This window comes from Natronolimnobius baerhuensis (assembly GCF_002177135.1).
GTDB classification, from domain to species: domain Archaea; phylum Halobacteriota; class Halobacteria; order Halobacteriales; family Natrialbaceae; genus Natronolimnobius; species Natronolimnobius baerhuensis.
This window is the reverse complement of the sequence record NZ_MWPH01000001.1, coordinates 1,221,375-1,234,845: the sequence shown is the minus strand read 5'-3', so window position 1 is coordinate 1,234,845 and position 13,471 is coordinate 1,221,375. Positions and strand designations below refer to the sequence as shown.

Genomic DNA, 13,471 nt, shown 5'->3' with positions numbered 1-13,471 from the left:
TGGACCGCCGCTTGAACCGTCTCACTCCTCGAGGTGTTCGATCCGCGCGTAGCGTCCCGCTCGCCAGCCAGCGATGAGTGCGACGACGGTGCCGACGACGAGTGAGAGTCCGAAACCGATGACGTACACCTCGAGTGGCGTCTGTAGCAGGTCCTCGAAGCCAGCAACCGACGCGGCGAGATCGTTGAGTCCGCGGACGAGCAGCGGCGTTGCCGCGAGCCCAACGAGGCCGCCGAGTAGGCCGATGAGAAGCCCTTGCATCCCAATCGTTCCCGCAAGCAGCCGACGCGAGAGGCCAATCGCTCGCAGCGCTGCGAGTTGTGTTCGCTGCTGAGCGGCGACGAGCGCGAACAGATTGACGGTGAGGACGAGCCCGCCGACGACGGCGAGCCCGACCAGCGTCCCGCCGCTTGCGAGGACGAGGGGCTGTTCCTCGAGCAGTGCGCCGATCTGCTCGTCGCTGGTTCGGACGTCGTAGTCGGGGTACTCCTCCTCGAGGTCGGCGGCGACTTCTTCGCGGTCGGCGTCGTCAGCGACGTTGCCGGTGACGAACGTCGCTCGGTCGGTGCCGGTCGTTCCGGCGACAGCCTGCAGATCGAGCAGCGGGAGCGAGACCGTCTCCGAGCCGAGGAACTGCGAGTAGTACTGCGACGTGCCGACGACGGTGAACTCGTAGTCCGGCGCGGTCTCCTGGCTGGTACCGACGTAGATCGTGTCGCCGACGCCTGCACCGATCTCGTCTGCGACGCGCGGATCGAGCACGATCTCTTCGGTCGTCGGATCACTCGAGCGCTCCTCGTAGGCTTCGTCAGGCGTCTCGAAGCCCTCGCCGTCCTCGAAATTGAAGTCCTCGTGCGTCTGCTGGACGCCGACGGCGGGACGGCGCTCTAACTCGTCGGGCTCGGTCCCGACATAGACGTCGTGTATCGCAATCGGCGTCGCGTAGGTCATATCGTCGCGTTCGACGAGATCAGCCGCGATGGTGTGGGAGCCGACGATTGGATTCTCGGTCCCACTGGCGGAGGGATCGACCGGGTCGCTCGAGATCCAGATATCCTGATCGGCGTTCTCGAGGCCGTCCTCGCCGGTTTCGACGACGCCGACGCCGAGGCTTGCAAGCAGCGTAATCGAGAGCACGGCGATTGTGACTGCAAGAACTGTCAAGGCTGTTCGACCCGGTGACCGGCGCAGTTGGGCGACCGCGAGGCCCGTGACTGCTTTCGTACGGACGATAGTGCCACTGATCATTGGCTGACCTCCTCTACAACCGAGGTTCTCGAGGCGACTGCGAGCGGGTAGGGGACGGCGACGAGTCCGGCGAGCAGGGCGACACCGATGCCGTAGGGGATAAACAGCGGATGCACTGCAGCGACAGCACCCGGTGCAATCGTTGCACTCGCAACCGCGTTCACGACGTGTATCGCGCCGACACCCAATCCGACCCCGATGAGTGCACCCACGGCTGTGGTCGCGAGCGTTGATAACGCCACGACTGCGAGCCGGCTGAGTGTCGGGAAGCCGACGGACTCGAGGACGGCGAGCGTCTGGCGGTCTTCGTCGACGGTCATGCCCATCGTGGTCGCGACGAACGATGCACAGATGGCGATGCTGGCGACGAGTGCGAGGACGCTTGTCGCGAGTGCCAGTCCGTCGTCGAACAGCGAGCCGAGAGCGACGCTGTCGGGCGAATCGATTTCGGCGTCTGGATACGCGGTTTCACCTGCTGTCTCGGCTGTGCCGGCTTCTCCCCAGACGAGCACGCGGTCTGCGAGTTCGCCGTCTGCAGCGCCGGAGACGGTCTGTAACTCGCTTAGGTGGACGAGTGCAATGGGGGCCTCGTTTTCGCCCTCGGCACCAGCCGGTTCGACGCCGCTAACTGTCACTGCGGGCGCTTCGTCAATCGGCAGTGCTGCATCGGCACCCGAAACGGAGAGTTCGTCGCCGTCCGATGCCGCAAGTCGCTCTGCGGCCGCTTCCGAGAGCAGAATCTCTTCCTGTGGCATGCCCGCGTACGAACCGTTATCGTAGTGGGTATCGCCCGCCTCGAGACCATCCGTTGGGAGGCCGGCAACAGTCCGTGGCTCACCATCGGGCACGACGCCAACGAGGAGGATCGTTCGTGGCTCACCGTCGCCGTTCTCGAGACGGACTGGTTCGACAAGGACGGGTGAGGCGTGATCGACGCCGTCCGTCTCGCTGATCGTCGCGGCGCGTTCGTTCGCCTCTCCAAGTCGTGGGCCTTCGACGCCGTCGATGGCAGAGACAGACGCGCTATCGGCGGGTTCGATCTCGACGGTTGCGTCGTTTTCGCTGAGAGCGCCGCCGTCGGCAAGTGCCAGTGCGATGCCGGTGAGTACAATCAGAAGCGTAATCGTCAGTGCAACGGCAGTTACCGTCGCTGCGATCCGGCCCGAGCGGGTGCGCGTCGCACGACTCCACAGCCGACTAATCGAGAAGCCGACGAGCGCGTTCCAGCGCCCGCGGCGCGTGCCATCGGTGTCATCCGCCATCCGAAACCACCTGTCCATCGCAGAGCGTTACCACCCGATCAGCGACGGACAGTGTCTCGTCATCGTGTGAGGCAACGAGCACCGCCCGTCCGCGCTCGCGCCCAACGTCGGTCAGTAACTCGAGCACATCCCCTCCGGTCGTCGTGTCGAGTTCGCCGGTCGGTTCGTCCGCGACGATCACGTCGGGATCGGTCGAGAGCGCCCGCGCGAGTGCAACCCGCTGGCGCTCGCCGCCGCTGAGTTCGCTCGGCAGGTGAGTAATTCGCTCCTCGAGTCCGACTGCCTCGAGCAACTCTTCTGCACGGGCGCGTCGCCGGCGCTTGGGAACGCCTGCCTGGACGAGCGGAAGCGCAACGTTCGCACGCGCCGACAGCGACGGCAGCAGGTGAAAGCGCTGGAAGACAATCCCGACGTGGCGTCGTCGGAGTCGCGTCCGCTGTCGATCCGAGAACGTCGTCAGATCGTTCTCGAGCACCGAAACGGTGCCCTCGGTTGGAACGACCAGCCCCGCGACTGCATGCAGCACCGTCGACTTCCCGCTCCCGCTTGGCCCCTCGAGTCCGACGATTTCGCCACGTCCGACTGAGACCGAGACGTCTTCGAGCGCCGTCACCGTCCGTCCACTGCCCGAACTGAACCGGCCGCCACCCGAGCCGTACTCGTGGGTCACGTTCTCGAGTCGGACGGCTGCACGTGGTCCATCGTCGACTCGAGACACGGACGGAGCCGTCGCCGTCGCCTCTCCCTCGGACTCGGGGGTCGTTCCGGTCGTGGATCGAGACGCCGAAGCCGCCCTCGACAGTACGCGGTTAATCATCGACAGTAGTCAACTCACTCGAGTGGATGCGACAGCGGGCCATTGTTTCCCACCGACTTCCTGTTTCCACATGCTGGTTAACCACTGATCCGGCAGTTGCAACCGTTCAGCGACATGGTGACTGTCGATTGACACCGACTGTCACGAGTACAGAATAGTCTCTCGAAACGAACACACTGTCGTCACGACATGCGAAATCCCACCGTACACGGGGCTGTTCGAGACCCCTTCGGGAATCCGGCCGACTCGAGTGCGTTCAAGCGAACATTCTCAATGCAGCGTTCGATGATAGTCACGAAAACGGGCCAATTTCTGGGATGGATGAGCGAACAGTCACTCGAGAATGCAGGCCGAACACAGACTGGCAGATCGAGAAAGGTCACCATTCACTGTCCGTAGCCAGCCTCCTCGAGGTGGCTAGGTGTACGTTTCCTCGCTGGCGATGGCGACAGCTGTCGTCTCCGAGATGGCATAGACCGTTCCGCGTTCGTACTCGAACTCGACGCCATTGGCTTCGGTCGACTCATCGGCGGTCGGCATCGGCGCTGTTTCGACGCCGCTTTCGGATTCAACCTCGAGGACGAACTCGCCATCCTCCGGCGCGATTGTGATGAGCCGGTTGTTCACTCGCAGGTCTGCCATCTGTTCGTCCGATTCGTAGACGACGGTTGGCTCCTCGCCGGACTCCCACATGCGGATGTGATAGACATTCCCGTTGCCAACGGGTTCCCACCCGCTGCGGTCGATGTGGACGGACTCACGCCAGCCGGGACCGCCGACACTGATCGTCTCTCCGCCCGTATGCGCCAACTGCTGTTCTGTCACCGTTTCCATCCAGATATTTCGCTGCTCGCTCGAGACGATCACCCCCGTCGCCTCGAGTCCCGAATCGTCGATCAGTTCGTCGAGACCGATTCCAGAGACGAGCTGATTGTCGGCCTCCTCGGCGTATTCGATGGTGTAGTCCTCGATTTCGATGGCTCCCTCCCCAGGATCGTCATCGAAGACAACGACGTTCAGGTTGACCGGAATCGCCATACCCGACAGCACGGCAAGGACGAGCAAGACGACGAGCACTGCCGAACTTCGCTGGGTGATCGTCGACAGTCGAGTGCGCTCGCGGGCGTGCGTGCCACGGGCGATATCGCGGATGCGTTCGAGTCGTGAGTCGCTGTTCGACTCGCTCTGGCCGGTTGCCAACTCGAGCACGCGATCCGTTACCACGCCCGGATGCTCGTCGGCGTTCCAGTCGCGGAGAGTCGCGACGAATCGGTCGACTCGAGCCGGTATCACGGGCCGCTCGGTGGCAGTCAGTGCGACCGTAATGACCAGTGCCAGCAGCGCAACGATGACGAGTCCTGGCCCCTGAAAGAGGAAGTACGTCTGGCCCTCGCCGAACCAGTAAATCTGCCAGAGGCCTCGCGAGATCGCATACAGCAACACCGCCAGCCAGACGTGGAGTGGATTCGGCCGGCTGCCGCGGCGCTCGAGAACAGCGACTGCGAGGACGAGCCCGAGGAAAAAGCCGAGTGCGTGGCCCTGAATCGCGATTTCGGCCCACGAGGGAGCCGTTGGCGGACTCGGGCTGGCTGTGTAGACGTGGATTGGATCCTGTAGCGCGCGATAGAGCGTTTGGAGTGCGCTTTGAACGCCGATCACGCCGACGAGCGTCACGATTGGATAGTGCACGATTGCGAAGCCGACGAACGCGAAGACGACACCCGAAAAGCCGATCACGGGACCGAGCGAGAAGAGACTCGTCAGCAGCCCAATGGCGATGACGACGGCCGGGAAGATCACGACCGCACGAATCCACGGCGTCGTCCACCACGTGCGAAGTTGTGATCGAACCCCGGCGTCAGGATGGTTTTCTCGAGCGTTCGAACTCGCGTAGTGGCCCCAGGCGTATTCAGCGAGCGGCGCTGCGACGACGGTTCCAGCCAGATTGCTCACGAGGTGCCCAGGGCTCGCGTGTGAGAACGAGGCCGTCAGCATGCCGAGCGGGTAGAAGTACGACCAGGACCGGTACGGAATCGTCACGGGATCACTCGGATCTGTGATCCCATCCTGAACGAACAGATAGACGGCGAGGACAACCGTGACGACGACGAGCGTCCCCCATGGAACGCCCATGATGAAGCGCTCGCCGGCGACGTCTCGCCATCGTCGCTCGGGGGTGGCCAGTCGCCTGACGACAACGAGCGAGAGTGCGACCGTCACGACGATGACGGCCGCAAGCAGCGCCGCAATCGGTGACATGTGCCTGAGGTGCGACTGCGGGCGTATATACTGTTCGGCTCATCGTCTTACCGTCTCGACTCGAGCGACGGGCTTGGCGGACCAGCCTTCGAAAGGTACAAGCGGCCGACGAACGGAGTAGTCGCCATGGAACTGCGGGTCACCGAGAGCACCGAGGACGAACTCTCGATAGAAATCGCGGGCGAGGATCACACGTTCATGAACGTCCTCAAGGGCGCACTGCTCGAGCACGAGGACGTCAGTGCAGCAACCTACGACGTGAATCCAGAACAGTCCGGTGGGCAGACAGAACCGATTCTGACGGTCAAAACCGACGGCAGCGTCGACCCACTCAACGCACTCGAGGAGGCAGCCGTCGACGTCCGAGAAAAGACGGTTTCGTTCCGCGAGGCGTTCGAAGCCGCTGCATAATCGCTGATCGCTCGTTTTACTGCCACACTCACTCGTCGCCGAGCGCTCGCTCTCGCTTACTCACCTGCCTCGAGCGTCACGACGCCCTCGCTCAACTCAACACGCGGCATAGAAGACGTACACCGCTTGTCCACCCTCGTCGGGTCCGGCGTGTATGTCGAGCCCTTCGCGCTCGAGTGCACTCGAGTCGAGTTCGTCCGAACCGGCTTCACTGGCCTGGAGCGTTGCCGCAATCTCGTCGGCTAGCGCATCGGCGTCCTCGTAGTCCTCGAGGTTCCCGAGCGGCGGCTGAGAGATTCCGACTAGATCGCAGTCGACGCCGAACTCATCCGGGGTGGCGTACTCGGGCTCTGTATCCTCGTACTCGAGGGCGACCAGCCCGCGATTGCGGTGCTCGGCGAACGCGGCGATATCCTCGTCGTACGTCCGCTGGTCGTCAGCCTCTCGGGCAGCGTTGAGTCGCTCGTGGACCTCTTCTTCCGCGGCCTCGAGATCTATCCCAGCTGCCTCGCTCCCCTCGCCGGGCGCGCCCGGTGGCGCTGGTGCGCCGATACCGGGCAGGATCGAGGGCGGGATCACTCCGGTCGCAAATAGCAGGAAGACAATGCCGATGACGGCGAAGGCAGGGAGGTAGGGTTTGGCTACCTCGAGCCAACTGGGGGTCTCGAGTTCGCGCTCGATTTCGTCGTAGTTCTGCTCGGTTTTCTCGAGGTCGTGGCTGCCACAGCGCGAACACGGCGGGTTGTTGCGCATGTGCTGGCGGCCGCAGTCGGCACAGACCCACATGTACTGGGTGCCGGTGTCGACGGTGCCGTCGTCGCGGCCGCGGTCGGGTTCCTCGCCCTCACGGACGACCGCCTTCTCGAATTTGTTGTGCCCGCAGCTATCGCAGGGCGGGTCGTTGTCCTCGTGTGGTTTGCCACACCACGTACACCGCCACTTCACTGATAGAAGGGGTCGACCGCGACGAAATAAGCGTATTGAATCTAACCGGTCACTCGGTACACTTGACCGTTTCAGAGCCGAATCGGCACGCCCTGTTCGTCTAAGTATTCTTTCGTCTCCTCAATCGAGTACTCGTCGAAGTGGAAGATCGACGCCGCGAGCCCGGCGTCGGCACCGGCTTCGGTGAACACGTCGTACATATCCTCGGGGCTGCCACAGCCCGAAGAGGCGATCACGGGCGTGTCGACGACGTCACAGACCGCTTCGGTCAGCGGCAGGTCGTAGCCGTCTTTGGTGCCGTCCTTGTCAATCGAGTTGACGAACAACTCGCCTGCGCCGCGGGATTCGGCTTCTGCAGCCCACTCGAGGACGTCGATTCCGGTCCCTTCGCGGCCGCCCTTTTTCGTACACTCGAACCAGCAGGATTCGCCGTCGATTTCGGTGTAGTGTTCGCCCTGTTCGTCGAAGCGCCGGCGGGCGTCGACGCTGATGACGATACATTGGCTGCCGAAGGCTTTCGCGCCCTCGTTGACGAGTTCTGGGCGCTCGAGTGCGCCGGTCGTAATCGAGACCTTGTCCGCGCCGGCGCGCAGCGTCTCTTTGATGTCCTCAGTCGTGCGGATGCCGCCGCCGACGGTGAGGGGAATAAAGACCTCGTCTGCGACCCTCGAGACGACATCGAGCATCGTTTCGCGCCCCTCCGCGGAGGCGGTGATATCGAGGAAGACGAACTCGTCGGCCCCCGATTCGTTGTACGCTTTGGCCATTTCGACGGGGTCGCCGGTGTATTTGAGGTCCTCGAAGTGAACGCCGGTGTAGACCGCCGGGTTCCCGTCTTCGTCTATGTCAACGTCGATACACGGGATGATTCGCTTGGTCAGTGCCATTAGTCGTTACGCGAGTGTTCGCACCCGGGGTAGTAAAGCCGTCTGGATCGAACAATTTCGACTCGCCGCGACGGACGGTGGCCGATCACTCGAGCAGCCGATCTCGAAACGCGTCGACGGCCTCGGGAAGCGCCTCGAGTTCGGCACGCAATCGGGCGTATTCGCCGAACTCTTCGTCCAGCCTGACGTTATTGTTGGGCTCTCGATCTGCGTCGCGTGCAATCGTGTCGTCGGCCCAGGCGAGTTCCTGCAGGGTTTCTGCCAGCCGATACGCGCCGAGTGAAGGCTCATTCGCTGGGACAGCCTCGAGCGCTGCGTCTGCCGCCTCGAGTGTCGCATCGCGTTCGGCGCGAATCTCGTCGCTGTCTGTCGGTCCTGCCCCGTCGCGGGCTGCAAGCCAGTCACGGAAGCGCTCGAATCCGCGCAGGCGCTGTTCGAACTCGAGGGCGTGATGAAGTCCACTGCCGAGACTGCCTGTGTCCAACGCATCGTCCATCCGATCATGAGCGCGGTGTACCGACGAGCCAGCCCGCGACACGACGAACTCGAGTGGTCGGTGATCGAATTCCTCGAGTCCAACAGCGTCGTACCACTCCGCGGAATCCCCGTCCTGCGATGGAAACGCGGCCTCCTCGGCACGCGCACTCGAGCGCTCGAGTGCACGCTCGAACACTGCCTCGAGATCATCACTGTCGTCGCCGCCAAACTCGCGCGTATACTGGTCCTCGAAGTGCTCCCAGATTCGTGTCGTGGTCGTCGCAAACTCGAGGTCGCCCGCAGATTCGCCGATTTCGAGGACATCGTTGCTCTTGTGGACGCTCCACCGGTCGACTGTTCGGTCGGCGCGCTCGAGATCCGATTCGCGCTGATACGTGTAAAGCGCCGCGCGAAGTCGCCCCGAATCGGTGTCGATGCCATGATACGCGAGCGCCTCGCGGTGGTCGTCGATCACCGACTGTACGGCGTCGCGTTCGTCGCGAAGTTCGCGGAGCAAGTCATCTCGATCTGCATCAATCGCAAGCCACGCCGTCGCGGCTGCTCGCGCAGTCTCATGCAGTTCGCGCGCGTCGCGCAACGCGTGGTACTGCGCCGGCCCAGCCGCGTCGACTGCCTCCTCGCGAGCGGCCATCGCCTCGGTTCGGTCCTCCGCAATTGCCTCCCGAATCACGCCGTTCGGAACGTGGCCTTCCTCGAGTGGGTCCGGAATCTCACTGACGAGGCTGTCCGCTCGCTCGAGGGCGTCCTCGAGTTCGCTTGGCTCGGGTTCGACGGGCACTGGCCACTCGATCTCGGGGCGCTCTGACTCGAGAACCTGGCTGGCCTCGTCGGAGGTGTAGCTCGCCGTCGAGTCGTCATCGTCCCAGGGCAGGTTCTGACAACCGGCCACGGCGACGCTTGCGGCTGTAGTGATGCCCGCGAGGATCGCTCTGCGAGAGCGACTCGAGCGGTCTGGACGACGCTCGTTCTCCGACAGATCGGTAGTCATTCGTTGTCCTCTTCGGTTGTACGGCGGTCCGCGACGACGCCTTCGCCGTGACAGGACATGCTCTCGCCACTACTCCGGCTCGTTGGCCCCTCGTTGTATGGCCTGTCGACACGGATCACAACCGCTTCCATACGCTCGAGATCCGATTCGCAGGCGGTTTCCGGTGATTTCAGGCGCTGGCAGTACTCCGTTCGAAACGAGTTGCCGCGCGCTGTAACGGCGAGCAGGTGGCGCTCGTAACAATCGTCGATGGTCCGCTGGTCGATGACGATTGATTGCTGTTCGAAATTGGTGTCTGCGGCGAACTCCCGTATCTCGCGTGCAGTGGCGTCATCAGCATCGATCTCGAGGGCGTCGACGTCTTCGGTGTCGGTCACGAACAGCGCCCGATGAGGCCTGTGGATGTACTCGTCGTCGCCTTCGGCGGCATCCGCTGCGGTTTCTGCGTCCGGATACACGACGTGGTCGTTGCCATCTGTGCGGACCTGCAGCGTGTCATACCTGTGGCTCGAGTCTCGAGTCGGTGTCTCCGTTGCATCGTGTTCGTGCGTCGTCGTGCTCGTTGCGTTGTCGCTCGCGTTCTGCTCGAAGAATGAGCCGGTGTCGCCGACACAGCCTGCGAGAGAGATAGACAGACTACCACTCGCTGCGGCGAGCAGCCGTCTTCGGGAGGGAGTGCTGGAGGGCATTCGTCAGCAATTCGTCTGCTGATTGGTAAATACTTCTGGATGATGGGTTGGTGTCGAGTGCTGGCACTCGAGTGATGGCCCGTAAGCAGGGCTAAGTAGGTGTATTTAAGGGAGTGAGACGTGAACGCCCTCGTATGGCAGACGACACTCCAGCCGCGGATCACGACTCGGGCGCAGACGTCGGCCACGACCTCGAGGCCGACCGAACGACGGCTCCGATGAGCGACTACTCCTCGCGTGCCGTCGCTATCGGCTTTGTGGTCATGCTGATCGGAATCGCGGTCGTATTTGGCGTCCCACTCTTGACACTCGGTCTATAAGGAGACGTTAGAAGACGTATTCGTCGTCGTGGCCCATCATACCGTCATCTTCGAGGCCAGTGCCGCCTGTTGCTCCGTCCTCTTCGTCCATCGGTCCGCTGGTCTTGTAGGCTTTGATGCCCGTCGAGAGGAGATCCTCAATTGCTTCCTCGCGATTGACGAACTCGCCACGCTCGACCATCTGAGCGATTTGCATCTCGAGATGTTCCGGGATGGTGATCTCTACTTTTGGCATGCTGATTCGGCTTTCGGCGAGGGGGTATTTAGGTTTGACGGGGAGTGTACGCGTGTTGAAATCGCACACACTGGGGATACTCTCGCGGGGACGCGCCTTGTGCCCGACTGTCGTATCCTCGAGGCAATCACTGTAGGCCGGGGAACTCAGTTAGCCGAGGCTTGCCGAGTAGTTGTGGAAAGGGGGTCCACGGTGCGAGAGACACCGCCTGCGTGATGAAGTGATGCCAGTGTTTGCGTCGAACAGCAATGACGCGCTGTGAGCGGGGCCCTCGTCGTGGCGTATTGGTCTCCAGCGGTCGTCTGCGCTTAGCGATTGCCCATCATGGAGTCGAAGGCGTTTTTCAGCGTTGCTCCCGGCTGCGTGATTGAGTTCAGCTGTTGGCGCATCTTTCGCTGGTTGAAGTAACTCGCGAACGCGAGGATCGTCGGTGGCCAGAGGCCAACGAACAGTCCGCGCTGTCGGTCCCCGCGGAGGAAGAAGTAATACCACGAGAGCGCGACGGACGCGCCGGCTGCGAGGAGCGCAGGCCCCAGTGCTTGCTCTCCAACCTCTTCTACTGCTTCTCCGGAAACCTCTTGTTCCGTCATCTGTTGTTTGCTCGCCATGCACTCTGTGGGTGGGTGAGACGGTACTAAGTGATGGCGAGGGTTTCGATGAGAAGCTCCGACTTGTCCGGCTGAATTGAGTGCTGGGAATTGTTTCGACCTCGACGCAGTCCCCGAAATTCGGGCTTGGTCAAGCGAAACTCGCCCCTGTCACCAGTCCGTTGACACGCACTCGAGTGACTGCGTCACATCTACGTCTGTCCACACGAACACACTCGTATGCCGACCGACGTCACAGACCTCTATCAGGAGTTCGGCGACGACCGACTCCCGCCGGGCCAGCGCGAGACGACGGCATTTCCCGTCCTCTCGAAGAGCGCCACGCCGACCTGGGACCGCGACACCTGGGAGTTTACGGTTACTGGCGCTGTTGATACGGAACTCAGTTTCTCCTGGGAGGAGTTTCGCGACCTGCCACACGAAACCCAGCGCCAGGATTTCCACTGCGTGACCGGCTGGAGCAAGTTCGACTGCGAGTTTACGGGCGTTCCCTTCCCGGACCTCGCCGAGCGCGCGGGTGTCCACGGCGACGCCTGCCACGTCATGTTTTCCGCGCTCGATGACTACACGACGGATCTCCCACTCGAGGAGTGCATGCGCGAGGAAGTACTGTTTGCGTGGGCCTACGACGGCGAGTCACTGCCCGCAGACCACGGCGGCCCACTCCGGGTCGTCACGCCACACAGATACGCCTACAAGGGTGCAAAGTGGGTCGACGGCATCGAGTTTCTCACCGATCCCGAGCGCGGCTACTGGGAGAAACGCGGCTACTCGCAGACGGCGAACCCGTGGCGCGAGGAGCGATATAGTTAGGCTGAAGGCGAGGCGGTCCTGAGCATCGTGCGATGGACGGGACCTCGGAGGGACGGCTGGCGGGTACGCCCCACGAACCAGCGAGCGAGACGCTCGAGGAGCCCCTGGTCAGTGCGAGCCGCGAACTCGCGGACGTGTCGTTCGGTGCGATCACCGACGCCGAGTTCGATGGGGACGAGGCCAGCGAGTTGCGACTGCAGTGGGCGACGCCGGACGGCCTCGAGATCGTCGGCCGCGGCGTTGCTGCTCGCCTCACCGCAACCGGCCCAACTCGATTCGACGACATCCACCAGCAAGCGAGCAATCTTTTTGCCGACCTCGAGCACGATGGTCCAGCGATTGCTCGTCCGCGTGCGTTTGGCGGTTTTGCCTTTCACGATAGCCATGATACAGTGGCCGAATACGACGAGACGGCGACCTCCGACACCGCCGACACTGCGGACACCGACGCACGCAACTCACACTGGCAGGGATTCGACGCCGCGTCCTTCGTCGTCCCGCGCGTGTTCGTCACGCGCAGTGATACCGACGACCTCACAGGCAACGCGAAAATCTGGCTGACTGCCGTCGGCACCGACGCCAGCGAGACGAGTGACCGACTCGAGCGCTGGGACGAGCGACTCGCGGACCTTCCTGCGATGCAGCCAAGCGGCACGAGCCCGGGCGTCGCCGCGACCGAGCGAACCACCACGCGCGAGCAGTGGGCCGGGCAAGTCGACGCCGCCCTCGAGCGAATCGCGACGGACAGACTCAGGAAAGTCGTCCTCGCACAGGCGCTCTCGGTCGATCTGGAAGACGAGATCGACGTTGCGTCGACGCTCGAGCGCCTGCGTCGTCGGTACCCGAACTGTTACCGATTCCTGATTAGCGGCCACGATGGGTCGACCTTCTTTGGTGCGCCGCCCGAGCGGCTGGTTTCGAAACGCGGCGACCGCGTCGAAACCGAGGCGCTGGCAGGCTCTGCCCCCCGCGGCGAGGCACCCGAAGAAGACGAAGCGTACGCCGACGAGATGCTCGCGAGCGACAAACTCGACCGCGAACACGACCTCGTCGTCGAAGCGATTCGCGACCAACTCGAGGGACTCGCCAGCGAGTTGTACATTGGTGATCGCGGTATCCGCAAGTTGGCGACGATTCAGCACCTCCAGACGCCAATCGAGGCGACGCTTGCGGCTGATCGCCACGTCCTCGAACTCGTCGAAGGGCTGCATCCGACGCCGGCAGTCGGCGGGATGCCGCCGGAGGCAGCCTGGGAGACGATTCGCGACACCGAGCCCTTCGACCGCGGCTGGTACGCCAGCCCGATTGGCTGGTTCGACGCCAACGGTGACGGCGAGTTCGCGGTCGGCCTTCGGTCAGGAGTCGCGACAGCAGACCGCGTCACACTCTTTGCAGGCAACGGGATCGTCGCGGACAGCGACCCGGACGAGGAGTGGGAGGAAGTCCAGTTGAAGTTCCGCCCGATTCTCGACGAACTGCGATAACGACCGA

General features: G+C 63.0%; 14 protein-coding genes. 4 read left to right on the top strand and 10 right to left on the bottom strand.

Annotated elements, in window-relative coordinates; all coding sequences use genetic code 11:
• Positions 1 to 21: 21 nt before the first annotated feature.
• From B2G88_RS05910 to B2G88_RS05895, 4 genes are all read right to left on the bottom strand, one after another.
• The gene (locus B2G88_RS05910; protein WP_087714230.1) at positions 22 to 1,248 is read right to left on the bottom strand and encodes an ABC transporter permease; all 1,227 of its coding nucleotides are present in this window, start codon (positions 1,246 to 1,248) and stop codon (positions 22 to 24) included.
• Complete coding sequence (locus B2G88_RS05905) at positions 1,245 to 2,510, bottom strand: ABC transporter permease (RefSeq protein WP_087714229.1); 1,266 nt, start codon at positions 2,508 to 2,510, stop codon at positions 1,245 to 1,247. The genes B2G88_RS05910 and B2G88_RS05905 overlap by 4 nt, the downstream gene beginning before the upstream one ends.
• The gene (locus B2G88_RS05900) at positions 2,500 to 3,327 is read right to left on the bottom strand and encodes an ABC transporter ATP-binding protein (RefSeq protein WP_087714228.1); all 828 of its coding nucleotides are present in this window, start codon (positions 3,325 to 3,327) and stop codon (positions 2,500 to 2,502) included. Before B2G88_RS05900 ends, B2G88_RS05905 begins: the two co-directional genes overlap by 11 nt.
• Positions 3,328 to 3,744: 417 nt before the next feature.
• Positions 3,745 to 5,586 carry a rhomboid family intramembrane serine protease gene (locus B2G88_RS05895; RefSeq protein ID WP_087714227.1) on the bottom strand — a complete coding sequence of 614 codons (1,842 nt, stop codon included), beginning with the start codon at positions 5,584 to 5,586 and terminating at the stop codon, positions 3,745 to 3,747.
• Positions 5,587 to 5,712: 126 nt separating this feature from the next.
• On the opposite strand from B2G88_RS05895, the gene B2G88_RS05890 reads away from it, so the two are divergent.
• Positions 5,713 to 5,997: a DNA-directed RNA polymerase subunit L gene (locus B2G88_RS05890; protein ID WP_054863297.1), complete on the top strand. Its 285-nt coding sequence runs from the start codon at positions 5,713 to 5,715 to the stop codon at positions 5,995 to 5,997.
• A 96-nt stretch (positions 5,998 to 6,093) separates the two neighbouring features.
• Here B2G88_RS05890 and B2G88_RS05885 read toward each other — a convergent pair whose 3' ends face one another.
• The 4 genes from B2G88_RS05885 to B2G88_RS05870 all read right to left on the bottom strand — a co-directional run bounded on the left by B2G88_RS05885 (position 6,094) and on the right by B2G88_RS05870 (position 10,004).
• Positions 6,094 to 6,942: a hypothetical protein gene (locus B2G88_RS05885; RefSeq protein WP_054863298.1), complete on the bottom strand. Its 849-nt coding sequence runs from the start codon at positions 6,940 to 6,942 to the stop codon at positions 6,094 to 6,096.
• A gap of 71 nt (positions 6,943 to 7,013) precedes the next feature.
• Positions 7,014 to 7,829, bottom strand: coding sequence for an imidazole glycerol phosphate synthase subunit HisF (gene hisF, locus B2G88_RS05880; protein ID WP_087714226.1), 816 nt, complete (start codon positions 7,827 to 7,829; stop codon positions 7,014 to 7,016).
• Positions 7,830 to 7,914: 85 nt separating this feature from the next.
• Positions 7,915 to 9,315, bottom strand: a complete 1,401-nt coding sequence (locus B2G88_RS05875) for a transposase (protein WP_087714225.1) — start codon at positions 9,313 to 9,315, stop codon at positions 7,915 to 7,917.
• Positions 9,312 to 10,004, bottom strand: a complete 693-nt coding sequence (locus B2G88_RS05870; protein WP_087714224.1) for a hypothetical protein — start codon at positions 10,002 to 10,004, stop codon at positions 9,312 to 9,314. The genes B2G88_RS05875 and B2G88_RS05870 overlap by 4 nt, the downstream gene beginning before the upstream one ends.
• A 134-nt stretch (positions 10,005 to 10,138) precedes the next feature.
• Between B2G88_RS05870 and B2G88_RS05865 the strand changes: the two genes are divergently transcribed.
• Positions 10,139 to 10,324, top strand: a complete 186-nt coding sequence (locus B2G88_RS05865; protein ID WP_054863300.1) for a DUF7550 family protein — start codon at positions 10,139 to 10,141, stop codon at positions 10,322 to 10,324.
• Positions 10,325 to 10,331: 7 nt separating this feature from the next.
• On the opposite strand, the gene B2G88_RS05860 is transcribed toward B2G88_RS05865, so the two are convergent.
• Both B2G88_RS05860 and B2G88_RS05855 read right to left on the bottom strand, forming a co-directional pair.
• Positions 10,332 to 10,559, bottom strand: a complete 228-nt coding sequence (locus B2G88_RS05860) for a ribbon-helix-helix domain-containing protein (protein WP_054863301.1) — start codon at positions 10,557 to 10,559, stop codon at positions 10,332 to 10,334.
• Positions 10,560 to 10,867: 308 nt separating this feature from the next.
• Positions 10,868 to 11,167, bottom strand: coding sequence for a hypothetical protein (locus B2G88_RS05855; protein WP_054863302.1), 300 nt, complete (start codon positions 11,165 to 11,167; stop codon positions 10,868 to 10,870).
• A 219-nt stretch (positions 11,168 to 11,386) separates the two neighbouring features.
• Here B2G88_RS05855 and B2G88_RS05850 point away from each other — a divergent pair, with 219 nt between their 5' ends.
• On the top strand, positions 11,387 to 11,980 hold the full coding sequence (locus tag B2G88_RS05850) for a sulfite oxidase-like oxidoreductase (RefSeq protein WP_054863303.1): 594 nt from the start codon (positions 11,387 to 11,389) through the stop codon (positions 11,978 to 11,980).
• A gap of 32 nt (positions 11,981 to 12,012) precedes the next feature.
• A complete protein-coding gene (locus B2G88_RS05845; protein ID WP_087714223.1) occupies positions 12,013 to 13,464 on the top strand; it encodes an isochorismate synthase in 1,452 nt (483 codons plus the stop codon).
• Positions 13,465 to 13,471 lie beyond the last annotated feature (7 nt).

Coding starts and splice junctions, on each gene's coding strand:
- B2G88_RS05910 (WP_087714230.1), bottom strand. CDS start 1,248: ATGATCAGTGGCACTATCGTCCGTACGAAAGCAGTCACGGGCCTCGCG.
- B2G88_RS05905 (WP_087714229.1), bottom strand. CDS start 2,510: ATGGCGGATGACACCGATGGCACGCGCCGCGGGCGCTGGAACGCGCTC.
- B2G88_RS05900 (WP_087714228.1), bottom strand. CDS start 3,327: ATGATTAACCGCGTACTGTCGAGGGCGGCTTCGGCGTCTCGATCCACG.
- B2G88_RS05895 (WP_087714227.1), bottom strand. CDS start 5,586: ATGTCACCGATTGCGGCGCTGCTTGCGGCCGTCATCGTCGTGACGGTC.
- B2G88_RS05890 (WP_054863297.1), top strand. CDS start 5,713: ATGGAACTGCGGGTCACCGAGAGCACCGAGGACGAACTCTCGATAGAA.
- hisF (WP_087714226.1), bottom strand. CDS start 7,829: ATGGCACTGACCAAGCGAATCATCCCGTGTATCGACGTTGACATAGAC.
- B2G88_RS05875 (WP_087714225.1), bottom strand. CDS start 9,315: ATGACTACCGATCTGTCGGAGAACGAGCGTCGTCCAGACCGCTCGAGT.
- B2G88_RS05870 (WP_087714224.1), bottom strand. CDS start 10,004: ATGCCCTCCAGCACTCCCTCCCGAAGACGGCTGCTCGCCGCAGCGAGT.
- B2G88_RS05865 (WP_054863300.1), top strand. CDS start 10,139: ATGGCAGACGACACTCCAGCCGCGGATCACGACTCGGGCGCAGACGTC.
- B2G88_RS05860 (WP_054863301.1), bottom strand. CDS start 10,559: ATGCCAAAAGTAGAGATCACCATCCCGGAACATCTCGAGATGCAAATC.
- B2G88_RS05855 (WP_054863302.1), bottom strand. CDS start 11,167: ATGGCGAGCAAACAACAGATGACGGAACAAGAGGTTTCCGGAGAAGCA.
- B2G88_RS05850 (WP_054863303.1), top strand. CDS start 11,387: ATGCCGACCGACGTCACAGACCTCTATCAGGAGTTCGGCGACGACCGA.
- B2G88_RS05845 (WP_087714223.1), top strand. CDS start 12,013: ATGGACGGGACCTCGGAGGGACGGCTGGCGGGTACGCCCCACGAACCA.